This window comes from Bacteroides sp. OM05-12 (genome assembly GCF_003438995.1).
Lineage (GTDB): Bacteria > Bacteroidota > Bacteroidia > Bacteroidales > Bacteroidaceae > Bacteroides.
Window position 1 is genome coordinate 22,112 of the sequence record NZ_QSUN01000025.1, and the last position, 24,043, is coordinate 46,154.

Annotated in this window: 24 protein-coding genes, 2 tRNA genes and 1 pseudogene; 9 read left to right on the forward strand and 18 right to left on the reverse strand. The window is 42.4% G+C overall.

Going from position 1 to position 24,043, the window contains the following annotated elements; all coding sequences use genetic code 11:
- Positions 1 to 38: 38 nt before the first annotated feature.
- On the forward strand, positions 39 to 656 hold the full coding sequence (locus DXB63_RS14990; RefSeq protein ID WP_122127211.1) for a hypothetical protein: 618 nt from the start codon (positions 39 to 41) through the stop codon (positions 654 to 656).
- Complete coding sequence (locus tag DXB63_RS14995; protein ID WP_122127212.1) at positions 653 to 1,441, forward strand: nucleotidyl transferase AbiEii/AbiGii toxin family protein; 789 nt, start codon at positions 653 to 655, stop codon at positions 1,439 to 1,441. Before DXB63_RS14990 ends, DXB63_RS14995 begins: the two co-directional genes overlap by 4 nt.
- A gap of 470 nt (positions 1,442 to 1,911) precedes the next feature.
- Here DXB63_RS14995 and DXB63_RS18435 read toward each other — a convergent pair.
- A pseudogene (locus tag DXB63_RS18435) lies at positions 1,912 to 1,992 on the reverse strand (ISL3 family transposase); the annotation flags it as partial.
- Between the two features lie 170 nt (positions 1,993 to 2,162).
- A tRNA-Pro gene (locus DXB63_RS15005) sits at positions 2,163 to 2,235 on the reverse strand.
- Between the two features lie 122 nt (positions 2,236 to 2,357).
- Here DXB63_RS15005 and DXB63_RS15010 point away from each other — a divergent pair.
- Both DXB63_RS15010 and DXB63_RS15015 read left to right on the forward strand, forming a co-directional pair.
- Positions 2,358 to 2,430: transfer RNA gene (locus tag DXB63_RS15010), tRNA-Phe, on the forward strand.
- Between the two features lie 253 nt (positions 2,431 to 2,683).
- The gene (locus DXB63_RS15015; RefSeq protein WP_122127213.1) at positions 2,684 to 3,910 is read left to right on the forward strand and encodes a site-specific integrase; all 1,227 of its coding nucleotides are present in this window, start codon (positions 2,684 to 2,686) and stop codon (positions 3,908 to 3,910) included.
- Between the two features lie 67 nt (positions 3,911 to 3,977).
- Here DXB63_RS15015 and DXB63_RS15020 read toward each other — a convergent pair whose 3' ends face one another.
- Both DXB63_RS15020 and DXB63_RS15025 read right to left on the reverse strand, forming a co-directional pair.
- The gene (locus tag DXB63_RS15020) at positions 3,978 to 4,295 is read right to left on the reverse strand and encodes a helix-turn-helix domain-containing protein (protein ID WP_122127214.1); all 318 of its coding nucleotides are present in this window, start codon (positions 4,293 to 4,295) and stop codon (positions 3,978 to 3,980) included.
- Positions 4,296 to 4,298: 3 nt separating this feature from the next.
- Entirely contained in the window at positions 4,299 to 4,577 is a 279-nt protein-coding gene (locus DXB63_RS15025; RefSeq protein WP_122127215.1) for a helix-turn-helix domain-containing protein, read from the reverse strand.
- Between the two features lie 886 nt (positions 4,578 to 5,463).
- On the opposite strand from DXB63_RS15025, the gene DXB63_RS15030 reads away from it, so the two are divergent.
- From DXB63_RS15030 to DXB63_RS15050, 5 genes are read left to right on the forward strand one after another with little or no spacing between them, the layout of a single operon-like run.
- Positions 5,464 to 6,726 (forward strand): DNA cytosine methyltransferase, encoded by a 1,263-nt coding sequence (locus DXB63_RS15030; RefSeq protein WP_122127216.1) that lies wholly within the window; start codon positions 5,464 to 5,466, stop codon positions 6,724 to 6,726.
- Positions 6,713 to 8,185, forward strand: coding sequence for an ATP-binding protein (locus tag DXB63_RS15035; protein WP_122127217.1), 1,473 nt, complete (start codon positions 6,713 to 6,715; stop codon positions 8,183 to 8,185). The genes DXB63_RS15030 and DXB63_RS15035 overlap by 14 nt, the downstream gene beginning before the upstream one ends.
- Positions 8,178 to 10,958 (forward strand): Z1 domain-containing protein, encoded by a 2,781-nt coding sequence (locus DXB63_RS15040; protein ID WP_122127218.1) that lies wholly within the window; start codon positions 8,178 to 8,180, stop codon positions 10,956 to 10,958. Before DXB63_RS15035 ends, DXB63_RS15040 begins: the two co-directional genes overlap by 8 nt.
- The gene (locus tag DXB63_RS15045) at positions 10,951 to 11,949 is read left to right on the forward strand and encodes a PD-(D/E)XK motif protein (protein WP_122127219.1); all 999 of its coding nucleotides are present in this window, start codon (positions 10,951 to 10,953) and stop codon (positions 11,947 to 11,949) included. Before DXB63_RS15040 ends, DXB63_RS15045 begins: the two co-directional genes overlap by 8 nt.
- Positions 11,942 to 14,281 carry an AIPR family protein gene (locus DXB63_RS15050; RefSeq protein WP_122127220.1) on the forward strand — a complete coding sequence of 780 codons (2,340 nt, stop codon included), beginning with the start codon at positions 11,942 to 11,944 and terminating at the stop codon, positions 14,279 to 14,281. Before DXB63_RS15045 ends, DXB63_RS15050 begins: the two co-directional genes overlap by 8 nt.
- Positions 14,282 to 14,376: 95 nt before the next feature.
- On the opposite strand, the gene DXB63_RS15055 is transcribed toward DXB63_RS15050, so the two are convergent.
- The 14 genes from DXB63_RS15055 to DXB63_RS15125 form a co-directional block, all read right to left on the reverse strand.
- Positions 14,377 to 14,811 (reverse strand): very short patch repair endonuclease, encoded by a 435-nt coding sequence (locus DXB63_RS15055; RefSeq protein WP_122127221.1) that lies wholly within the window; start codon positions 14,809 to 14,811, stop codon positions 14,377 to 14,379.
- A 234-nt stretch (positions 14,812 to 15,045) separates the two neighbouring features.
- Positions 15,046 to 15,489, reverse strand: a complete 444-nt coding sequence (locus DXB63_RS15060) for a PH domain-containing protein (protein ID WP_122127222.1) — start codon at positions 15,487 to 15,489, stop codon at positions 15,046 to 15,048.
- 162 nt (positions 15,490 to 15,651) lie between these two features.
- Complete coding sequence (locus tag DXB63_RS15070; protein ID WP_122127224.1) at positions 15,652 to 16,104, reverse strand: DUF3872 domain-containing protein; 453 nt, start codon at positions 16,102 to 16,104, stop codon at positions 15,652 to 15,654.
- A 12-nt stretch (positions 16,105 to 16,116) separates the two neighbouring features.
- Positions 16,117 to 17,001, reverse strand: a complete 885-nt coding sequence (locus tag DXB63_RS15075; protein ID WP_122127225.1) for a DNA cytosine methyltransferase — start codon at positions 16,999 to 17,001, stop codon at positions 16,117 to 16,119.
- A 7-nt stretch (positions 17,002 to 17,008) separates the two neighbouring features.
- Positions 17,009 to 17,596 (reverse strand): conjugal transfer protein TraO, encoded by a 588-nt coding sequence (locus DXB63_RS15080; protein ID WP_122127226.1) that lies wholly within the window; start codon positions 17,594 to 17,596, stop codon positions 17,009 to 17,011.
- A 2-nt stretch (positions 17,597 to 17,598) separates the two neighbouring features.
- The gene (traN, locus tag DXB63_RS15085) at positions 17,599 to 18,552 is read right to left on the reverse strand and encodes a conjugative transposon protein TraN (RefSeq protein WP_122127227.1); all 954 of its coding nucleotides are present in this window, start codon (positions 18,550 to 18,552) and stop codon (positions 17,599 to 17,601) included.
- Positions 18,553 to 18,578: 26 nt separating this feature from the next.
- Positions 18,579 to 19,979: a conjugative transposon protein TraM gene (traM, locus tag DXB63_RS15090; RefSeq protein WP_122127228.1), complete on the reverse strand. Its 1,401-nt coding sequence runs from the start codon at positions 19,977 to 19,979 to the stop codon at positions 18,579 to 18,581.
- On the reverse strand, positions 19,960 to 20,247 hold the full coding sequence (locus DXB63_RS15095; protein WP_122127229.1) for a TraL conjugative transposon family protein: 288 nt from the start codon (positions 20,245 to 20,247) through the stop codon (positions 19,960 to 19,962). Before DXB63_RS15095 ends, traM begins: the two co-directional genes overlap by 20 nt.
- 8 nt (positions 20,248 to 20,255) lie before the next feature.
- A complete protein-coding gene (gene traK / locus DXB63_RS15100) occupies positions 20,256 to 20,879 on the reverse strand; it encodes a conjugative transposon protein TraK (RefSeq protein WP_122127230.1) in 624 nt (207 codons plus the stop codon).
- A gap of 14 nt (positions 20,880 to 20,893) precedes the next feature.
- Positions 20,894 to 21,892: a conjugative transposon protein TraJ gene (gene traJ, locus DXB63_RS15105; protein WP_122127231.1), complete on the reverse strand. Its 999-nt coding sequence runs from the start codon at positions 21,890 to 21,892 to the stop codon at positions 20,894 to 20,896.
- Positions 21,893 to 21,895: 3 nt separating this feature from the next.
- On the reverse strand, positions 21,896 to 22,516 hold the full coding sequence (locus DXB63_RS15110) for a DUF4141 domain-containing protein (RefSeq protein WP_122127232.1): 621 nt from the start codon (positions 22,514 to 22,516) through the stop codon (positions 21,896 to 21,898).
- A 62-nt stretch (positions 22,517 to 22,578) separates the two neighbouring features.
- A complete protein-coding gene (locus tag DXB63_RS15115; RefSeq protein ID WP_233522874.1) occupies positions 22,579 to 22,887 on the reverse strand; it encodes a DUF3876 domain-containing protein in 309 nt (102 codons plus the stop codon).
- A gap of 6 nt (positions 22,888 to 22,893) precedes the next feature.
- Positions 22,894 to 23,355, reverse strand: a complete 462-nt coding sequence (locus DXB63_RS15120; RefSeq protein ID WP_122127234.1) for a DUF3876 domain-containing protein — start codon at positions 23,353 to 23,355, stop codon at positions 22,894 to 22,896.
- Between the two features lie 34 nt (positions 23,356 to 23,389).
- Positions 23,390 to 24,043: TraG family conjugative transposon ATPase (locus tag DXB63_RS15125; RefSeq protein WP_122127235.1), on the reverse strand; the 654-nt coding region annotated here is incomplete at its 5' end.

Here is a 24,043-nt window from a genome sequence, read left to right on the forward strand (position 1 = left end):
GCACTATATTTGCAGCATAATGGAAACAAAATAAAGAAATGAAATTTCTGGAATTTAAGGAACAGCTATTTGATTTGGCATGCTTCAATATCTATCAGGTATATGCATGGCAACCGGATTTTGACCGCAACAACCTTACACGTTGGGCGAAGAAAGGATATCTTATCCGGTTACGTCAGAGGTATTTCGCTTTCTCGGAATATAAGAGCAAGCCGGATTATTCCCTTTATTTTGCCAATCGGATTTACCGTCCGTCCTATATCAGCCTGCACACGGCATTGGCGTTTTATGGGATAATACCGGAAGCAGTGATACAGATTACCAGTGTGACGTCATTAAAAACGGCATCATTCGCCAATGACTTTGGCGAATACTCTTATAAGAACGTCAAAGAAAACCTGATGTTCGGATACGAGTTAAAGCTAATGGCAGACAATCGCACCATACAGTTTGCCACACCTGAAAAGGCATTACTTGATTTGCTGTATCTTTATCCGTTCTATGATAGCAAGCAGGAATTGGAAGAACTGCGGTTGGATGAAAATTACCTGCAAGATGATTTAAACAAGGATTTACTAATGGACTACTGTGCCAAGTTTCAAAGCAAGGCGCTTGACCATCGGGTAAAGTTACTTTTTAAGACTTACGATTTATGATACAGATTGAACAAATAAGAAGTTATTTTCCGGCTCAAATCCGTGGAAATTCGGGTTTCGATAAACACATACTGAAAGAGTATTTACAGTTGATGATTCTGGATTACCTTTCTTCTACGCCAAGCATCCAAAAGATGGCTTTTATCGGTGGGACAAATCTGCGTTTGGTAAAAGGGATAGACCGATTCTCAGAAGATTTGGATTTTGACTGCAAAGACCTCTCGAAAGAAGAATTTATTGAAATAACAAACGGAGTAATTCAGTTTTTGGAACGTTCTGGGTTACGAGTGGAAGCAAAGGACAAAGAAAATCCGAAACTAACAGCTTTCCGGCGCAATATCCATTTTCCTGAACTATTATTCGATTTGGGGTTGAGTGGACACAAGGAAGAACGTTTTTTGATAAAGGTCGAAAGCCAAGACCAAGGAATCGTTTATCCTCCAGTTATCACAAATATTAAAGGCTGCGGATTCTTTTTCCCGTTTCCCGTTCCTTCCGATGGTGTATTATGCAGCATGAAAATTGCCGCTATGTTAGCCCGTGCCAAAGGCCGTGATTTTTACGACCTGATGTTTCTACTATCACAAGCAAAACCCGATTACGATTTTCTTTCAAAGCGTTGCGAAGTGCATAATTTGCAAGAGTTCAAGCAAGCGACAGCCGAATTGCTGAAAACAATTGATTTGAAGAAGAAGCAAAAGGATTTTGAACACTTGCTTTTCAATAAAGCAAATAGTGAGAAGATTTTAAGGTTTGGTGAGTTTGTAGATTCGCTTACAGAATAATTCAGTTCCGAAATGGGCATTTCGGAACTGACGGTTTCGAAACAAAGAAAAAGCAAATTAAACAGCCGTAAATTTTACCGCCATAAAAATTCCATTTCTATTTCTATTGTGTATTATTTTTACTGAATAACAGAAATAGAATGACTGATTGTTTCAACTTTTCGGGCAAATAATGGATTGATTTAATATTCTTTCTTACCTTTGCACTAACAATCGTGTTAAATCACGGGTAGAACGATGAGAAATAATCGTGTGCTAAATCGTGTGGATTTTCCAATAGAAGAAAAGATAAGTCGATGATTGTCAATGGTGATACGTAAAGCGTTCACTTTCTGGTGGCACCACTTTTAAAAGACTTCAAATTTGGTAAATCCCTGAAAATTAAACATTTCAGGGATTTTCTTTTTCTCCTGATCCGCATGTTTTTGGCAAAATAACGGATCTGCGTAAAAACCTGAGAGATTTTCATCTTATGCATATAGTTTAGTAAGTCTATACAAGAAGAAAGCTTTATTCCTTACTTTCCTGAATTGTACTCTAAAAGCTTTGAGCAACTGTAAATTTCCCATTCAGTGGTTTTTCAGGAATTAATATAAAAACCTGAGAGATCTTCATATCATGCATGTAAATGGGTTATTTGATAATAAAGCAAGACTTGAATTAACAGAGCAGCTACTATTAAACAAAAAAGGTTTAACTTATTAAAAGTCAAACCTTTTTGTCGGAATGAGGCGACTCGAACGCCCGACCCCTACGTCCCGAACGTAGTGCGCTACCAACTGCGCTACATTCCGTCTTGTTTAGCGAGTGCAAATGTAAAGCAAATATTTTAATTAAAGAAGAATTCTCAAGAAAATTTGCAGAAAAATTTGTAGGTATAAAAAATATACCTACCTTTGCATCCGCAAACCAAAAAGGTGCCATAGCTCAGTTGGTAGAGCAAAGGACTGAAAATCCTTGTGTCCCCGGTTCGATTCCTGGTGGCACCACTTAACAAGAGTAGCAAAACACAGCAAATCCCTGAAATACAGTGTATTTCGGGGATTTTCTTTTTAAGGCCACCCCCCTTAAAAGCGCAAAAAACGGCAGTTTATAGAACATTTCTCTTTGTTCATTCATATGCTTTTTTTTCGGCGCAAAAAAAGCAAACGAAATGGCATCTAATGTACTGAACTGCTGTATTTTGCATATCGACAAACTGGTTTCATTTCCTTAATTTTGAAACTTAAAAAATGAGGTGTTATGAAACAAGAAATGATGAATGTTTTGGTCTACATTATCAAGACCAGGAAACTGAGAAACGGAGAATGCCCGGTATTACTCCGGGTTACGATTGACGGGGTTTGGAGCGACATCCGCATCAACCGCAGTGTAAAAGAAGAAATTTGGGATACCAAGTTAGGGATGTGTCGGGGAAAGAGCCGGGAGGCTAACGAACTGAACGAATATATCCGAAGCCTGCATACCCGCCTGTATGAAATACATCGGAATATGGTATTACAGGACGAGCTATTCACCCCGGAACTGCTCTTGAAAAAACTCTTTAATAGGGAAACGATGAAAACAGTCCTGCAATTCTTCAAAGAACATAACGAGGACTGTCGGTTACGCATCGGTTTGGATTACGCCTATTCCACGGTCAACAGGTACGACAACTGTTACAAGTCGCTGCAAGCCGTGATAGAAAAAGAGTGCGGAAAATCCGATATTACATTTTCCGAGTTTACCTCCCAGCTTATCCGCAAATACGAACTTTATCTGACGGTTGATAAGGGAATAAGCCTCAATACGCTTGTCCGGTATATGAAAGTGGTTAAGAAAGTCTGCACCTTGGCCATAAGAGCGGGGTTGCTGAAAAATGACCCGTTTGTAGGGATAAAATTCAGACAGCCTAAAACCCACCCCGTTTTCCTTACCAAAGAGGAACTGGAGATTATCATGCAGAAAGAGTTTACCTTGCCCCGAATAGCCATCGTCCGGGACGTGTTCGTGTTCTGTTGTTTCACCGGGTTAGCTTTCGTGGACGTAAGCACCTTGAAAAAGGAACATATCGTAATGGATAACGAAGGGACTTACTGGATTCGTAAGACCAGGGAGAAAACGGAAAATATGTGCGATATTCCCTTGCTCGATGTTCCTCTGGAGATTATTCGCCGGTATGAAAACCATAGAATCTGCAAGTCGAAGGGTATTCTGCTACCGGTCATGTGCAATCAAAAAATGAACTCGTACTTAAAAGAAATAGCCGATTTCTGCGGCATTGACAAGGACATAACCACGCACACCGCCCGCCATACGTTCGCCACGACCGTTACGCTGGCCAATGGTGTGGCCCTGACAAACGTAGCCCGGATGCTCGGCCATTCAAGCACCCGAATGACAGAGCATTACGCGAGGGTACTCAACCAAAACATCTGCTCCGACATGAAGAAGGTTCAAAGCAAAATAAGTTTGACCGGTACTTATTGATTCCGGGGGTTACGGGTATCGGAATAATGAAAAGGCTATCTGTTGGAGTTCAGATAGCCTTTTTCATTCACTTAAATGCCTTCCGGTAATTGTCTTTCAGCATTTTCTCTATATCGGATTCCTTATACAAGACCTTGGTCCCTATCTGATAATAGGGTATTTTCCCTTCGCTCCGATAATCCTGCAAGGCCCGCCTGCTTATCTTCAACCGTTCGGATAACTCCCGGTCGGTTAAATATCTCTCCCCGTTAAGGGGCGGACGGCCCTTCTTCGAAAGTTTCTCGATCTGGTCAAGCATCCGGTCTATGGAATCAAAAAAGGCCGCTATTTGAGGGGTTGACCTCGTAAGGAGGGTATTCAGTCCCTCCGCGTTTAATCTTTCCATCGCTTAACCTCCTACAACATCCGTTATTAATCTTCTCACATCTTCCGGCTTATAGAATATCTTGCCGTTAATCATCGAATAAGGTATCTTGCGGGAGTTCCTTAAATACTGCAACTTCCTTTTCCCTATATTCAGTATCATACAAACATCCTGGCTGTCCAGCCATTGTCTCATTTCCTTTTCCTCGCCTTGATCGCAAAGCGTATCGACTTTCTTCGTAAACTGCTCGAAGCGGATTAACATCTGCTCAAAAGCATTCTTCTCAATGCTTACTATTTCCATATCATTCTTTTTTTATTCGTAATTATCACGGGGAGGACAAATATAAAGCATTAATATTCAGCTTGTATCGGTTTAACGGTCGCTGGTCGCTTGTGGCTGCGAGTGGCACAGCACTTTTATTGCCGGGCTGTCCCACTTATCTATATTCAGCCGTTATTTGCGACACCACAAAGAGGACTAAATGGTGGCGTAGGGCTTTTTTTCGACTGTTTCAATCCTAATTTCTTCCCCGTTTTAAGCGGAAACTGTTCGTTGCCTATCAGATTGTTCGATTTCAGGCGCAAATTATTGCTGTATCATGTTTATGCAGCCTACAAAATAGCATCAAAGTTATTGTGAAGAAATACAGTATCGGAAAAAATAGCACGAGAATGTACTACCACACTTATACGGCAAATCGATCATTAGCCATTGCCCTAAATATTGAAATATAAGAGTAACTGAACAAAATAAATATTTTCAAGACCATAACAAAGAAAGTGGAGTACAATATGGAGAAGTTTTCGAAGTTGGTTTTGAATCGACAGAAATTTTTCATTTACTGAGAGCATGGATGTTTCAAAACAAGCACCAATAAGAGTCATATATCCAAAAGCCTCCATAAGCAAGAACAAGAGGCTCAACGTTATTGAGTAGAGAAATATAGCTCCTCTTTCTTTTTAGTGCATCGAATTCCTCAAAACCATACAATTTAATAAGTACAATCACAAACTTTACTTGAAGTTTATTCGCTCATTTGAAGATAATCTTATAACTTTGCGACATTAAGTGACTAATGCTAATATCGTTTATATTATAACATGCAACAAATTATTACAAACAAAATATTTGCAAAACGAAAATATTATAAACTGATTTAGGATAATACACTCATAAAAAATTAGATATGACGTATTCTTTAAATTTTATAGATTTGTTTGCAGGTGCAGGTGGTTTGTCCGAGGGCTTTATTCGGGCAGGGTTTACTCCCATTGCTCATATCGAAATGAATAAATATGCTTGTGACACATTGCGATCAAGAATGGCTTACCATTACTTGGCGCAACACAATAGACTTGATGAATACATCAAATACCTGAAAGAAAAAAAAGAAGGAGAAAATGGACAAAAGTTATGGGACACAGTCCCAAAAGAAATAATAAATTCAGTAATTAATAAAGAAATATCTGACGAATCATTACCCGAAATATTTATAAAGGTTGATGAGTTGAAAGGGAATAAACCAGTGGATTTTATTATTGGTGGTCCTCCTTGTCAAGCATATTCCCTCGTAGGACGTGCTCGTGACCCTGAAAGCATGAAAAAAGATCCACGCAACTTTTTATATAAATACTATTTACAGTTTTTAAAACGATATGAACCTAAAATGTTCGTCTTTGAGAATGTTCCGGGAATTTTGTCTGCAAAAAATGGAATTCATTTAGAAAACATAAAAAAGGGAATAGATAAGGCAGGTTATGAAATCGAATTAAAAAAGTTGAAAGCTTCTGATTATGGAGTCCTTCAAAATCGTGAAAGAGTGATTATTGTGGGCTGGAAAAAGGAACTTAACTTAAAATATCCAGAGTTAAAGAAAGAAGAAAATCCATATAAAATTTTGTCAGATTTATTTTCTGATTTACCGGAAAGACAGCAAGGTGAAGGTAGCTTAACAGGGATTGTTCATTACGAAGCACCAGCAACAAAGTATTTAGAACAATCAAAAATTCGTAATGACTTAGATTTTACCACGCAACATATTGCCAGACCTCACAATCCTATTGATTTAGAAATCTACAGACGGGCAATAATATTGTGGCTGGAAAAAAAAGTACGGCTTAATTATGCAAACTTGCCGCCTGAATTACAAAAACACAATAATAAGCAATCATTCCTTAACCGCTTTCAGGTAGTTAACCACGATGGTTATAGCCATACTGTTGTTGCCCACATTGCAATGGATGGACATTATTATATTTATCCATCATTAAAACAAATTCGTTCAATTACCATTCGTGAAGCAGCACGGATACAATCCTTCCCCGATGATTACTATTTCGAGGGTAGTCGCTCAGCAGCCTTCAAACAAATAGGGAATGCAGTACCTGTGGTTTTAGCTGAAAAAATCGCTAATAAAATCAAAGAACAATTTACCTATGGATTACAATAAGATAGAAACTACTGCTGCAGAGCCGTGTGCTTCCTCGATGATACTCACATTTCGGGCAATCGGTTATAATTTGGAAACAGCGGTTGCCGATATTATAGATAATTCTATTTCTGCAAACGCAAAAAATATATGGTTTAATTCTGAATGGCAGGGCGGTAACTCCATCATTACAATATTAGATGACGGAGATGGAATGAATAATGAGGAACTTATACAAGCGATGAAACCAGGTGCAAAAAATCCAATGGAAGAGCGATCCGAAAAAGATTTGGGGCGCTTTGGTTTGGGTTTGAAAACGGCCTCATTCTCACAGTGTCAAAAATTGATTGTGGTCAGCAAAAAAGTTGGCTTTGCTCCAATCTACTGGATTTGGGATTTGAATTATGTAAACAAGACCAATAAATGGGAACTCATTCGTCATCCTATTCCTGATGTTTTCTTACACGCACTTGACAAACATGAATCGGGAACGCTTGTAATATGGACTGATTTAGATCGTATTATTCCACCAGATACTCCAAGTTCCAATGAATTTGCAAAGGATAAATTTTTACTCCAAATGGATAAAGTAAAACAACATATTGCAATGACTTTTCATAGATTTATCGAAGAGAAAAATGTAAGATTTTTTTGTTGGGAACATGAAATTAAACCTTGGAATCCTTTTTTACTAACAGAAACAGCCACACAGCCATTTCCAGAAGAATACATCGGTTCAGCTATGATGAAAGGATATGTTTTGCCACACAAATGCCACCTTACGGAAAATATTTATAAAATGGCAGAAGGTGTAAATGGTTGGACTAATCAGCAAGGTTTTTACATATATCGTGGCAAACGTTTAATGTTGGCAGGTGACTGGTTGGGACTTTTTCGAAAAGAAGAACATTACAAATTAGTACGCATACAGATTGATTTGCCTAATAAATTAGATACTGACTGGCAAATTGACATAAAAAAATCAACAGCTCGCCCACCGCTTGTTTCTCGGGAACAAATTAAAAAATACGCTCTTGCAGTTCGCAATCGTGGCGTAGAAGTTTTTCGACACAGAGGCAAAATCTTGACAACTCGAAAGCAGCAGGAATTTCAACCACTATGGCTTGAAAAGAAACAAGGAAAAAGATATTCATTCATTATTAATCGTAACCATTTAATGATTACTGAGCTTAAACGGTTAGCAGAAACCGAACCAAGCAAAGCTATAGAATATCTCCTCCGTTTTGTAGAAGAAACCATACCAACAAAATCCGTTTTTATTCGTGAATCAGAACAAGGTGAAACTGCAGAACCTTTTGAAGAAACTAATTTAGAGATTGTGAAAACAATGCTTAGGCAAATTTACAACACTCAAATCTTAGCAGGTAAAACTATTGAACAAGTAAAATTACTACTTGCCAATATGGAACCATTTAATAATTTCCCCGAACTAATAGAAATAATTGATACTTATGATTAATAAGGCACTAAATATTTGCAGAGCTATAATAGGTGAAAAGTTAAGCGTAACCGACAGTGAAATAAACAATGCTATTGAGCAATGTTTATTAATACCATTATTTTCTTCTATAGACAAAAAGCAGCTTCATATCGAATTGCTGCGTTTATACAATGTCAGGCAGGAGGAATACAAAATACTTTTTGACAATGAGAGGAATACTCCTTGGCTAATGGAGTTTAAGGCAAACCATCAGAAAAGCGATTGGAAATTCTGGAACAGATACACGACCTATTTGCAAAACACAAAAAATTTTGCTCCGAAAGTAATTAATGAAATAGACCGTCTTACAGATGATATTTTGGATAAGCTTTATAACCCCACAATTCGTGACGTAAAAGGTATTGACAAAAAAGGTCTAGTCGTCGGACAGGTACAGTCTGGTAAAACAGCTAATTACACAGGGTTGATTTGCAAAGCAGCCGATGCTGGTTTTAATCTGATTATTGTTTTGGCAGGATTACATAATAATTTACGTAGCCAGACGCAACACCGGTTGGATGAGGACTTTTTAGGTTTCGACACGAAACATGACAGAGCGTGGCGACAAGATGAAAGTAATAGAATTGGAGTTGGAATTTTGGATAGAAACAACACTGCAATTTCAATTACGACAATAGATTCTGATTTTAAAAAATCATTAACAGATAGTGCAGGCGGAGTTAGTTTTGATGTCTCAAACCCTATCCTGCTAGTCGTTAAGAAAAATTCAACTGTACTAAAACGTCTTAATACATGGTTGCTTTCACAAGCAGAAGATATTAACGGAGAAAAGAAAATTACAAGTAAATCTTTGCTAATAATCGATGATGAAGCAGATAACGCCTCAATTAATACAAAAAAAGCAGATGAAACTCCAACTGCAATAAATAGCTGGATACGAAAAATAGCAGGGCACTTCTACCGTTTCGGTTATGTTGGTTACACGGCTACGCCATTTGCCAATATCTTTATTCCTCTTGATAAAGACGATTTATTTCCACGTGATTTTATCATAAACTTGCCAGCACCAAGCAATTATATTGGTGCTGAAAAAATTTTTGGTACTTCTTTGGAAGTAGACAACACAAACGATGATTTGTTGCCTATTGTTCGCAAAATAGATGATTATCGGGATTTTTTCCCTGACAGTCACAAAAGAGACGATGTACCTCCTACTTCATTACCAGAGTCACTGCAGACAGCGATTAAATGTTTCATTGTTACTTGCGCTATCCGCATTGTACGTGGCCAAGAAAACAAACACAATTCAATGTTGATACATATTTCGCGTTATTTAATTTGGCAGAACCTATTAAAAGAAGTAATAGAGAATCAATTTCTTTTCTACAAACGAGGTATTGAACAGAATGATCAGAGCATCATGGAACAGTTTCGGGCTATTTTTGAAGTTGACTCTGACAGTTACACTTCATACTGTACTACAACGCAAAACATCTTAAACTCTTCATTTAAAGACATTGACAATAAAATAGAAGTACACAAATGGGAAGAAATTAAACCTTGCTTGTATAAAGCCGTTCAAAAAATCAAAGTTATGTCAATCAATGGAAAATCCACTGACGCTTTAGAGTATTACGAAAACGAAAAAACAGGAATTTCAGTCATTGCTATTGGTGGCGACAAACTTTCACGAGGCTTAACTTTGGAAGGGCTGTCAGTTAGTTACTTTTTGCGTGCTTCAAGAATGTACGATACACTTATGCAAATGGGACGTTGGTTTGGCTATCGCCCTGGCTATGTGGATTTATGCCGTTTGTTCACAAGCAGTGAACTTAATGAGTGGTTTAGACACATTACAATGGCAAGCGAGGATTTACGAGAAGAATTTGACGCAATGTGGAATGCTAAAGCTACACCCGAAAAATATGCATTAAAAGTACGTACTCATCCTGGTCAACTCCAAATTACGGCTATTACAAAAATGCGTAATGTGGACAAAATACAAGTATCATGGTCTGGCCGCTTAGTTGAAACTTACCAATTATTAACTAGTAAAGAGATTATCCGTAAGAATTTAGATGTGACTAGAAGCTTTCTTTCCAAATTAGGAAATCCAGTGACTAAAGGTAGTAACGATTATCTCTGGTCTAATGTTTTACCTACAGATGTTCTAAAATTCTTTTCAGAATTTACTGTTGCACCGCAGCTAACAAAAGTTGATTTAACATTAATAAGTAACTTTATTCGCAAGCTTAATCAAGCGGGCGAACTGGATTCATGGCGCGTTGCTCTGATGAATAAGGCCAATGCCAGAACAAAATTTACATTATCAAGTCAGATTAGTTCGGGCTGTTTTATCCGAAACACTGCTGGTGACACCGATACTTACATAATCAAGAAAAATCATATAGTTGGAAATCCAACAGATGAATTCATAGATTTGGACAGCACAGAACTAGACAAAGCGTTACAAATATCAAAACAAGATAAGGATTGGAAAAAAACATATCCCAAGCCCAAACTTGTTCGTGAATCATTTCGAAGTGTAAATAATCCATTACTAATTATTTATCCACTTGATCCTTTGGGTGCAAATTCTAAAGAAGAAAATGGTAACCCGATAATTTTTCAAGCGGATGATGATCCAATAATTGGTTTTGCAATTGTATTTCCAAAAAGTAATACAGAGCACACTGTAGAATTTGCAATAAACACTGCTTTAGCAAACGAATACTACCAAGCGGAAATTGATTTTGACGATAACAATGATAATTTGGAAGATAATGAATAATAACATACTAGAAATATGGTCAAGTATTGAACAGTCGAGCGAAGTAGGATTATTAAAACGCCTATATACAAATGATTCAGAATTGTATATTTATGCTATTTTCCAAAATCCTGAGAAATATTGTGGAATTGCTTTGTCTTTCGATAAAAGCATTCATATTGATGTTTCCCCATTCTCAAACTTGCGGGACTTACAGGTTACAGTAAATAATGATAGTTCATTTTCTAACAATAACTTGCTTGTTATAAAGCTCATGCACTATCAAAGTCGTGATATTTTCGCTGTGATGTGTGAAGATATAGTACAGCATATTTTATCTTTGCATTCAGAAAAACAAATTGTAGAAACAATTATTAACCAACTTGAAAAATGGCAAGCACTCTTTGATAAGCTGAAAGGAGAAGGTTTAACACTACCAGAGCAACTAGGACTTTATGGTGAATTACATTTCCTACAAAAGCTTATTGCCAAGCAAGACTTTATCTCTGCCCTTAATTCGTGGGTAGGAATAGATAAGGAAGTACGCGATTTTCAGTATAACGATTGGGCTGTCGAAATAAAAACTACCGCAAGTAACAACCATCAAAAGGTAAGTATCAGTAGTGAAAGACAATTAGATGAAACTTTGCTGGAAAACTTGTTTTTATTTCATTTATCGGTCGAAGTAGCAAAAAAGAATGGTGAAAATTTAAATACTAAAGTAAATACAATCAGAGAAACATTACAAAGCAATATTTCTGCTCTAAATATCTTCAATAATAAACTTCTAGAAGCAGGTTATTTTGAAAGACACAAACATTTATATGAAGAAAAATGCTGTCAAATACGTACAGAAAACTATTATAGAATATACGGCGATTTCCCACGCATTAAAGAAAAAGAAATCCGTAATGGCGTAGGTGATATTAAATACTCTATTATACTCTCACAATGCAGCAAGTATTCGATTCCTGAACATATAGTATTTGAAAAAATGACATTTCATGAGTGAAATAAACAAATATTACACATCTTTATTGCAAGATATTCGAGCTATGCAGGATACCGCCGAAGACGGCGCAAATCAAGAGCAACTGTTTACACAGATTGCTCTGGAAATGCTTGCAGAGGCAGGTGAAACCGAAAATGCAACACCCGCTTACGACGAGAAAGAGTTAGGAACAAAAGGACAGCACAAGATTAACGGTTATGCAATGTCTGATAACTATGAAACAGTAGATTTATTTATTTCCATTTTCCAGAGTGCAGAGACACCTCAAAGAATCTCAAAAGAAGAAATAGATAGAGCTGCTAAACGTATAGCAAATTTTTTCCGCAAAGCATTTTATAATGATTACGCAAAAGATATAGATGAATCATCACCAATATTTCAATTTACATACGATTTAGCAAAACTACCTGAAATAAGAGAAAGACTTGTACGGGTAAATGCAATAATTCTTACTAACGGTACATATAATGGTGATATTCCCAAACAAGAAAAGGTTGCAGGACAGGATATATACTACAATATTTTTGACATTAATCGTTTGTACGCAATCTCCGAAAAGTCTCACATATCTATTGAATTAGATTTTGAAGAACAGCAAATCAAAATCCCTTGTCTAAAAGCCCCCATCGAAAACGCTGATTATGAATCATACATTGCAATAATGCCTGGACAAGGTTTGGCAATGCTCTACAAACAATTCGGTGCACGTTTGTTAGAACAAAATGTGCGTTCTTTTCTGCAGTTCACAGGCAAAATAAACAAGGGAATACGAAAAACGATTAATGAAGAATCGCACATGTTCTTGGCTTATAATAATGGAATTTCTGCAACAGCTGACAACATAGAACTTGACGAGACCAGACATTATATAAAAAAAATCAGTAACTTGCAAATCGTCAATGGTGGACAAACAACTGCTTCAATTTACCATACTTGGGACAAGGATAAAGCCGACATATCAAATATCTTCGTGCAAATGAAAATATCTGTTATTAAAAAAGCAGATTCTTACAGTGAAATTGTATCACGTATTTCAAAATACGCCAATACACAAAACAAGGTTAATGATGCAGATTTTTCGGCTAATAACCAGATACTTATTGAACTGGAAAAGATATCACGTCGCTCATTCTCTCCCATTACCCCACAATGTAATATCCCGACAATATGGTTTTTTGAACGAGCCAATGGACAATATAAAAATATGCGCTTACGTGATGGCTTTACACCATCTCGAGCCAAACAGTTTGATTTAAAATACCCGAAAAAGCAGATGTTTAAAAAGACTGACCTTGCCAAATTTGTCAATTCATATGGAGAAATACAAGAAGGTAAAAAAATAGTTATCGGGCCATACATTGTTGTTCGCGGTAACGAAAAAAATTATGCCCAGTTCATAAACAACAACTTACCCAAAAAAGTTACAGGAGTATATTTTGAAGATGTTATAGCTAAATTTATACTGTTTCGAGAAGCCGAAAGGTTATATGGTATCAAACCTAATAACATTGGCGAAATGAGAAATGCTGTTGTACCCTATGCTATTTCACTGTTTGGTCACCTTACCGATTATAGATTAAATTTGGAAAAAATTTGGAAAAATCAAAGAATTTCCGATGAATTGGCGGCAGTGCTTTATTCGCTGATGAAACAAATAAACAAGTTCATCTTGCATAATTCCCCAAGTTCCCATTATATTGAATGGGCAAAAAAAGAAGATTGTTGGGAAACCATAAAGCGACAGCATTGGGACATTGACTATAATAGCATTAAAGCTGATTTTGCCACAATTGAGCAGATAAAAAAGCGTAAATCCGTTGTTGATGATTTAGATACTGATACAATGCAAAAAGAATATGATATATCATTGTTACGATCAATCCCTTACGCCCTTTGGAAAAAGATTGCAGAATGGGGAAAAGATACAGGGCTTCTGACTACAAGTCAACAATCCTTTGCCAGTTTTGACATGGCAAATGCCATAAAATTTAATCGAGCAATTACAGATAATAATCACAATAAGGCAATGAATATTTACGAAACTGTTTGTGAAAACAACATTGAATTGCTTGCAGAAGCTGATGAACTTACAGAACAGGAAAAAGCAGAATTAACAACAAAAACAGAAAATGACGCAAATATAAACAATGGAATAACTATTGAACTGATACAAAAAATGGTCGATTGGGATAAACGTCGCCGCATTCTCAAAGATTGGCAGTGGAATGTGATGAATGATATCGCTTCAGGTAAAAAGCTATTAAACGAACGTTTAGCATGGGGATGTAAACAAAATCTCAAGATATTAAAGCAACACGGGTTTACAGAATAAAAAATATTTTCAAGTATCACTAATTCCCAAATATCCAAAAACATCTCCCAAACACTATAGTTTAATTCTCGCCATCTCATGAATTTCCATGAAATTTATGAGATAGAATTACTGAGTATTGCCCCCTCTATTCTATCAATTAACGGTGTAATATCGTGTTTGTAAGTGTGTCTTATTTCACATTCCCAAACGATTAAGACATTCCAGCCCAACGCCGTAAGTTTTTGAAAAACCGTTTTATCTCTCTCTGCATTTGAAGTAATTTTATCAACCCAAAATTTAGTATTTGTTTTCGGAGTATAAGCATATTTACATCCCTCATGTCCATGCCAAAAACAGCCATGTAAGAAAATAATTGTTTTGTATTTAGGTAGAACAATATCAGGCTTCCCTGGCAGTTTCATATCATTTACACGAAACCTAAACCCTCTTGCAAAAAGGGCTTTACGCAATGCCAATTCAGGTTTTGTATCTTTCGAACGAATTTTCGACATGCATTCTGACCGCTTATTTTTATCCCAGATATCCAAATTTTAAAGATTACAATTAGATTGTAAAATTACAATTAAATTCTGATAACAATATAAATCTATAGTAAAAATATGTGTATCTTACAAATAATAATTATTACTACAAGAGTTCTTTCAACCAAAATATCACTATTAGAAATATATAATTTTCTACAATAGTACGGTTGTCTACAAACACAAATCAATACTTTAGAGAACCTAAATTAATGAATAAAGAATTCCACAAAAATATCATTATCCTATCTGCGTATTAATCTCCCGCTTGAAACCTACGGGATCGGACAGGTAGGGATAGCTGCTTGTCGCCCCTCCGGTAGTTACGGTTATCGTACCGTAATTCAATATCCTCCCCAAGACGGATTGTTTAATCTGCAGCCCCTCGCATTTTGCCAAGACCAGATCGAGTGCCCGGCGACTGATTACCCCGGTTTTAAGGATTACACGCTTGTTCGTGACGGCGTACACGGAGCCCGCCTTTACCATAATACGTTGGACAAGCGACACCACCCCCATAAACAGCAGGAATATCCCTCCGTAATGAAGCACTTTTATTTCCATAGTGCACAACCACCAGCCCGGCAAAAAGAGTAACACGGGCTGAAAGAACAGGGCTGGATGCAGCTTTGCCACATATTTGATTTCTTCCCCCGGTTGCAAGTTCTGTTTTAAGTAGTCCATATCCTTATAGATTGATTATGGCGGCAAGTTAGCGATTCGTCCTTATATAGTACCTGACACTTTTTTACCTTTACATAACCTTTTTTGACCGGGGAATAAAATTCCCTTCGTCCAAGAAAAAAGCCCGGCAATTCCGGGCTTTCTCTTTTCACTGATTCTGTGCTATCTCTCTTTTTCTTCATCGCCGCCGCCTTCATTCTGAAAGGAAAAGGAAACAGAAACGACCTGCCCGTTATTATCCTGCACATATATATCTATCGTTTGCTGGTCGGTGCAATGCGAGGTATAATACAACCGGAACACCATTCTATCAAGCGGGTAAAGGTCGTTCGGGGCAAACACCGTACCGTCATCCAGGCGAAGCTCGCCTTTGCCGTCCGGCTGGAAATAACGGATATAGTACCGCGTCCGGTCATAATCGCCCTCCCGCCACAACGTACAACGGATTTCTGCCGTTTCACCGTCTATGATCTTCTTTTGCACGGGCATCGTTTCCAACCGGAAACCATATACCTGCTGTACGTCCAGGTCGGTATCGCAGGCTACCAGCAGGAGGATAATCACGCCCAAGCCGACACATACCGCCAAAATTCTTTGAATACTTATCTTTTTCATCGTCTTACATTCCTATAAGTTAGTAGTTAATTTAATATTTGTTCCCACTTGTTCCACAACCAGAACACTCACCGCGTTTCCAAGAAGCCCGTATCTTATACTACGGCTTATCTCACGGATTTCTCCATCGTAATCCCCGTAACGGGTATAATCGTCAGGAAAGCCCTGCAACCTTTCACCCTCAATCTCGGTTACCATCCTCAATGAATTATAGTCTATGGCCGTCATAAAAGGTTTATAATGACCACCCGGAGGTATAACCTGTATATAGGGTACGATATTCGAGGCACGCCCGTAGCTTTTGGTTATCGTTCCGATATGGGAGGGTACCGGTTCTTGTGAAGCTCCACTACCTTGCGTATCCTCGCTTCCGACAGGAAATATATGTCCGGCACATTTTTCAGACACACGTCCGACAAGGTAGATTCTCTCCCTATTTTGGGGTAGAAACCATGCCGTATTAAGCAATTGCCATTCGATGTGATAACCCCCAACGTCGGTAAACGCTTTGAGGATTGTAAAGAGATCCGTGCGATGTCTTGTGAACAGCACTCCTTTAACGTTCTCCCAGATAAATACGTCAGGCCTGAAATGCCTAATAACCTCGATAGCGTAGCTGATGAGAGAACTTCTGTCCCCTCCAAGTCCTTTTCCGATTCCCGCAACACTGAAATCCTGGCAAGGAGAGCCGAAAGTGATAATGTTTGGTCGCTCGATTCCGGTTTCAATAACCGTTTCGACCTTTCCGATATATTCTGCATAAGGATAATTATATTTAAAATTCGCGATAGCGTGTCTGTCAATCTCGGAAAAATAGAGTTTGTCAAAATGAAAACCGGCTTTTTCCAGTCCGAGACTAAACCCGCCGATACCTGAAAATAATTCTAACAATACCATACTGAAACTAATTGATTATAAACTTTATGCCCACCCCGAACTGCAAATGGAAGTGTCCGGTGGAGTTACCCCACAACACCCTTTCGCGTCCGGTCAGCAGCAATACGATTTTATCGGTCAGATAGGTTTCCATTTCCAGAGTCATGGCCCCGCCACCGATAAAACCGTCCTCGTCCCGTAACGTAGAGCCGTCATACAAGGATTTTTCACCCCAATTTACCGTCTCATATCCGGCCAGTCCCGACACGCCCAGGGAAAGCAGGAACGTCTTGGAAGGGTCGGAAACGATTTTAAGGTAATAGCCGCCTTCCGCGGTAAACTGAGAAACCGGTATGCGGATCGCCGCCCGGTACGGATTGTATCGTTCCATGAACTCCGCCCCGAATACCCATTTATTCCCTCTTTTCGCGTAGGTAGCCATAGCCACGCCGAAGTAATACCCGCCCTCATTGTCCAATGCGGACGAATAAAGACCGTCCGTCATGCCGCCCGTAAGCTGGATGCCCCGCATACCGGGAAGCTGACGCTGCGCGTGCGCCCGGTCAGCAAAGACCAGGCACAACGCGAGCAATAAAAGAATCGTTATCCGTTTCATGCTTATTTCACTTTGAGTTCGTTAATGACCTTCGCACGCACCAAATCGGCGTTATCCACCTCGAAACGTTGATGCCGCCCGCCGTTCTGCTCGTTCAGTTCCACGACCAGCATCTTATCGTCCGGAATCGTGAATTTCTCCAGTGCGAATACCGTCCGACCGGTACGACGGCCGCCTATCACCGTCAGGTTATTATATGCCCGTAGCGGCCATATAACCTGCTCCTGGATAGCCGTGCGCTTGGCGATTTTCCTGTCTACGATTTTGAATGTAATGTAATCAACATTGAAAGGCACATTGGACGAGTTTTTCAGTTGCAGATGGAAATAGAGCAACCCGTTATGCGTATAAATCCCCTTTAAGGTATGCTGGATTCCAAACCGCTTGCTGCCGATATGTTTTATTTCCCGGTCGTTATTCTTGTATATGGACTGCATGATAAGTTTTACCAGCAACGGGGATTCCTGCCCCAATTCCCGCATATAGATAGCAAGGGCGTTATTCGGCCTGTTTACCGCCTCCCCGTCATGCAAGAAGTCCGTCATCTCGATAGAGAGTTTTACCGGCTCGTCCGCGTATTTGACGTTGAACGTATAATAGGCCCCATCCTCCGTAATGACGGACAGGTTACTCTCACGCGAGAAATCCCGCAGGGCGGCTTTGACCCGCAGCACGTTTTCCGTCCCGTCCGCTTTCGCCGCCAGGAGATCCGCGCTGCCTAAATCCACGTAGCGGATTGCCGACGGGAAAATAAGGTGTACGGTCTTGTTGAACGTCACCTCCAGCGCGTAAGGCGGGATCATCCGGTTAAAAGTCAGCGGGCGTGTATAGCCTTGGAAATAGTCGCCCGTTGAGGGGCTGGTAGCGACCGGCTGTGTTTCGGTCGTTTCGACTTCCTGCGCGTTCGCGGCAGTTACACCCGTTACAAGGGCGAGTATCAAAAAGATTTTTTTCATTGCTTGATTTTTTATTGTTCATATTCCTATTGCATTTTCGGGAGTAAAAGCAGGCCGTGGTTCGCTTTTACCGTCACCTTGACCACCCCCAGCTTCTTGCTCACATACTGCGATACGCCCTGGATAAGGCTTTTACCCATGTCGGCGGCGAACTGTGACCCGGCTTCGTCCGTGATCGTGATGCTTGTCCCGGTGGACTGCGCCATTTGCGCGGCAATCTCTTTGGCGGCGTTGATCTCATCCGAGTTCGGAACGAATATCCCGCGTTGGCCGTCCGTTTCATATACCAGCAGTTCCACCGGGATAATGTTATCACCGTATTGTATGGAGCTTACCGAGACGTCCATGCGTTCCCCGCTGATACGGCAAGACCCGGTTATGACCGTATTCGCCGGAATGCGGAAATTACCCGCCTGCATCGGTTCCAACAGACGCATTTTCAGTTCACTGCCCGATACCAGGGTGGCCGTTTGGTAAACACACGCCCGGATGCTGTTTTTATCCCACACGCCCTCATTTCCGGCAGCGGTAATAAAGCCCATGTTACGGGGACGGTTCCAGGAGTCGATAAACTCCCGATCACCCGTCGGCGCGGAAAGCAACGACACCTCGCTTTTACGCACCCGGCTCACGGGCTGGACATTCACCTTTTGACCACTATTCCCGGAAGCAGCCGGCGGGGTGGCCGCCGTTTCTTCCACCGGGGAGGGCTGCACGCCGCCGGGCATATACCGGGCCGCCAGTTGGTACGATTTTTCCAGCAGCGCGGTCTGTTCGTCCTCTTCGGCCTTTTTCGCCTCGGCCTCTCCCAGGCGGCGTTCCAGTTCCTGCACCCGCCATTCGACGGCAAGCTGTGCCTGCTCATCCTGTTCGATCGCGGGCCGGTCGTACCATGATCCTAATTGCCGGTTTACATCCTGATAAGCCTCCGCGGAGGTTCGGATCGCGTTGCCATTAGCCGCGGGGGGCATACCGCTCCGCGATCGTCCGGAATCACCGTCGTACCCGGCAGGCTCCGGGACTTTCCCGGCTTGTTCCTCGCCCTGCCCGAGCATCGTGGAAAAATCCGACAGACTCCGTACTTTCGCCTGTTCCCGCTCACGCCGGGCCTCCTGCTCGTAAGCCGTGCGCTTGTCGGAATAGATACCCTCGTCTGTGGGGGTAGGCAGTTCCACGTTCAGGCCGCTTTGCCCGGCGGTATCTGCCTTTTCACTGCCCGAAGGGGCGAAAATCAGCCACATGGCCCCGCAGAAAACAAGGAAGAATAGCGGCAGGACCACCATCTTACGGCGTCTCTGCAACTGCGCGGGAGTCAGTTCCTTTTTGGGAGGAGCCGACTTCGGAGACACTTTCCCGGCCTCCGGTTTCACTTCGGGCGTGGGAGTCTCAGGCTCCTGCCGCACCGGGTTATTCATCTGTTCGTCCATATTCAAACTCATTTAGATAGTTAATACTGTCCTTCTTTACGTCCGGTCGGAGTTTAAGGCTCTCGATGCGCCCGATTTCGAGCCTGCGGCCTTTCTCCTTACCGAAATTGTAAATCGAGGAAACGGTCATGTAGATAGAGAGGCCGCTGAAAAACAGCAGCATGGTAACGGTTACGACCAGGCGTTTATCGGGGGTGATCTCCCCGCACAAACGGCGTAGGAAAGACTCTATATCCCCGTCGATATTACGAAAGAAGTTCTTTGCCATCGCCTGACCTACCTCTCCATTACCCGGATATCCCGGTTCTCCACGATCTCGAATTTCTCCATGATGAAACCGTGGGGGTTGTTATCACTCCGTACCGAATTGATCAGGTCGCACCGCGTGACCAGGCTGCGCTCGGTCACGTTCGACTGCCGGATGATCATTTGCCGGGCGTATGTCACCGCCTTGTAAGGGTACACGTCGAAATTGCAGGCGATACTGTCCACCTGTATAATCTGGTTGATGTTACCCGATACGATGCGGTTGTAATAGCCCTTCTCCGACATATCCTGATAATATTTGAAGGCACTTTTGTCCACCAGGAACAAGGCGCGGGTTATATTACTCTCGATCGCCGACTTGTCGGGCGCGAGAGTGAAAAAGAGTTCATGGAAACGCTTCACGTGTTCCCGGCCCTCGACGGGCCTGTTCTGACTCATATCCTGGGAAAGCGCGAGCATAAGGCTCTTGCCCCCGTCCATCACATAGATACGCCGGCGTTGCGCCTCGGCGAACCGGTACGACGAATACACGGAATATCCGGTTATCCCCGCACATACCACCAGGAACACGATACCGAAAAGGCGTATCTGCTTGAAAGATGTTTCTATATTCTTTAATGACTTAAATTCCATTGTTTCAATTTTTACTATTTACCCAATAAGCGGCCCGCTATATTTCCACCGGCGGCCCCGGCGATACCTCCGGCCATCGCAGCTCCCTTGCTCGCCACCGCATTCATCCCGCGCGTACCGCTGTTGCCTCCGGCCTGGATGATCCAACCGGCGACGGTCGGCACGGTGAAATAGCCGATAATACCGATGATCAGAAAGATGATATATACGCCGTCGCTCCCGTCCGGGATATAGGAAGGGTCTTGAAGCCTGGCTATATCCGTTTGCAGCATAAGCGCCTGGATCTTGGAAAGAACCGCCGAGAACAAATCGGAAACCGGCAGCCACAGATAGACGCTGATATAACGTGAGAGCCACGCCGTAAGGGTGGACTGGAAACCGTCGTATATCGCCAGGGCGAACGACAACGGCCCCAATATGGACAGCACCACGATAAAGAAGGTGCGTATCGTGTCGATGGAGAGGGCGGCGGCGTTGAACAGCAACTCGAAAAAGTCCGAGATCAGTTGCCGGAACCACAGCTTGATTGAGTACCAGGTATGTTCCCACCACATACTGACCATCGTGCCGATCTGCCGGATGCCGAGCTCTGAAAACTTTTCCTCGTACACCTCGTCGTTGACCAGCCATTCCTTACCCTCACGCACCCGCGCGTCATATTCCAGGTTGTCACGTTCGGTTTGCAGTGCCTCCACGTCCTGTATCTGGCCCTCCATAACCGTATGGCAACCTTTTACGACGGGGGACATGACGGCGTTGATCGTTCCCAGCACGATTGTCGGGAAGAACATGATGCACAAGCCCAGCGCGAAGGGGCGCAGCAGGGGGAACACGTCGACAGGCTCCGCCCTGGAAAGGGCCTGCCAGACCCGGTACGCCACATAGAATAAAGCACCCAGCCCGGCCACTCCTTTGGCCACGCCGATCATATCCGAACACAAAGGCATCATTTCCAGGTACAAGTCGCGCAGGACCTGGTGCATATTATTGAAGTCTATTGTCAGTAGTACCATAGCTTACCAGTATCTTTCGGAAGGACTGCCATAAAGCGCACGCACTCTCTCCGTATCGCCCTTCTCCTTGCTGCGGATGAAGGACACGGCGATATTCTTCCGGGAGTAATAGCTGACCAGGTTACGGTAGCTCACCATCTTGGTGTAAATCTGGTCGATCAACCCCATGCGTTCGGCATCCGTCATGGAAAGCCCGTTGGAGGAGGAAACCAGTTCCTTTATATCCGAAAGAAGGTTGCCGCTCTCTTTCAGCAGTATGGCATATCCGGCGGATATGGCGGAGAGTTCATTGGCGGAGAAATTATTATCGGACAGCATACGGTTGAAATTGTCGGCGTATATCTGCGATATTTCGCTGACCATCTCGACCGTTTCCTTGACCTTGCGGGCATCCTTGATAAGGTTATGCACGCTTTTCAGCTTGTCGTAATACTCTTTTCCCTGGGAATAGATCTTTTGCATTTCCTGAAAGGAGTTTATCACATTCGCCGCCGTCGTGCCGGTCTTTCCGACCGTCAAGACGTTTTGCGCCAGGTTGGACGGGTCTATGACCGCCCACTGCGCCCTTGCCTCATGAGTGCCGCATACGGCCAGCACCAGGAGACTGAAAAGAATCTTTTTCATTGCGATAAAATGTTTACTTGGTTTAATACTTGGGCGGAAAGGGAAGCAACCCTTCCACGGGGTTACTCCACCGCCCGTTGATATTCGCCGTAGGCAGAAAGCAGCAGCACGTCACGCCGGGAGTCATAGGCCAGCCCGATACGCCCGAACAGGTCGAAGTACCGTACCCGGCACAGCTCCCTGATCGGCAGGCGGAATACGGCCTGCGGATTGTTGTATGTAAATTCCAGCAGGTAGCCTTCCGTACGGGTGCGGTATATCCGCACCGACGGCGCACCCTCCGGGCTTACCCAACGCCCCGTGATTTCCCGCAGGTCAAATTCCAGCCAGCTTTCCGCCTCCGATTTCTGCCCCATGCATGGCCTGAACATGATTCCTTACCGGTTATCGGTTTTTACCCGTTCATAGGTCGCGCCGGGGTACAGCGTGATCGTGTCCGCTTCCCGGTCGTAACACAGGAAGGTCGTGCCGAATCCGGCATTGAAACAAAGCCTGCCGTCCTGCTCATGGAGCAGGTAGCAGTCACCCGTCGCTCCCTTCTTCGGCTTCTTGCCCAAGGCTATCATATAGCCGGGGGAAGCCTTGAAGATAAGAAGGTCGGGGTCGCGTTTGCCCGCTTTCCAGTCACCCACCAACAGGGCGGGATCGTAATCCGTCACGCCGGCCGTTTCCTTTTCGCCGCCATCGACGACGAAAACATCTACCTCGATGTCCGTTTCTACCCGCTCCGTCCCGGTATCAGTCCGCACGGAAGCCTCCAGCATAGCCTCGGCAAGAACGCTGTTTATTCCCGCCGTGTGAAGAGCCAGCCTCGTGAGTTGTTCGTTACTTAACTTCATGATTTTTTAGTGGTTATGGAGCCATAGGCTCCGGTTAATACTTATTTTCTTTACGCCGTTTGGCCTCGGCGATCTGTTTGACCGCCAGTTCATAGTTACCGCCCAGTTCGGCGGTCTTGTTGAAAACTTCCAGCTTCTCGCTTTCCTCGGTAGTGTACGTGGCATATTCCTCGGCACTGACCTCCGTGGCGTAAACCGCGGACTGCACGCCTCCCAACCCGAACCACACCTCCTTGTAAAGCCTGCCCGGATTATTGGCCTGGTTGATTGACAGTATTTGTCCCTTTTCCTTATCGGTCAGGCCTAAAAGGGCCTGGATGCTGTCGAACTTGTTCATATACTTCCGCTGGTCCAAAAGGATTTTACAATCGGAGTTGTTGATGATCGCCTCCTTGACAATGGGAGAGGCGATGATGTCGTCCACCTCTTGCGTCACCACAATGGCCTCGCCAAAATATTTACGGACGGTTTTGTACATATATTTCAGATATTCCGCCATGTTCGCGGACGAGAGGGCTTTCCAGGCTTCCTCAACGATCAATTGTTTTCTGACACCCTTTAACCGCCTCATCTTGTTTATGAAAGCCTCCATGATGATGATTGTCACCACCGGGAACAATTCTTTATTTTGTAGGCTAAGCACCCAGCGCCTTGTCGCATTTCTGCGGTAGGTTTCCGGGCACTCGCC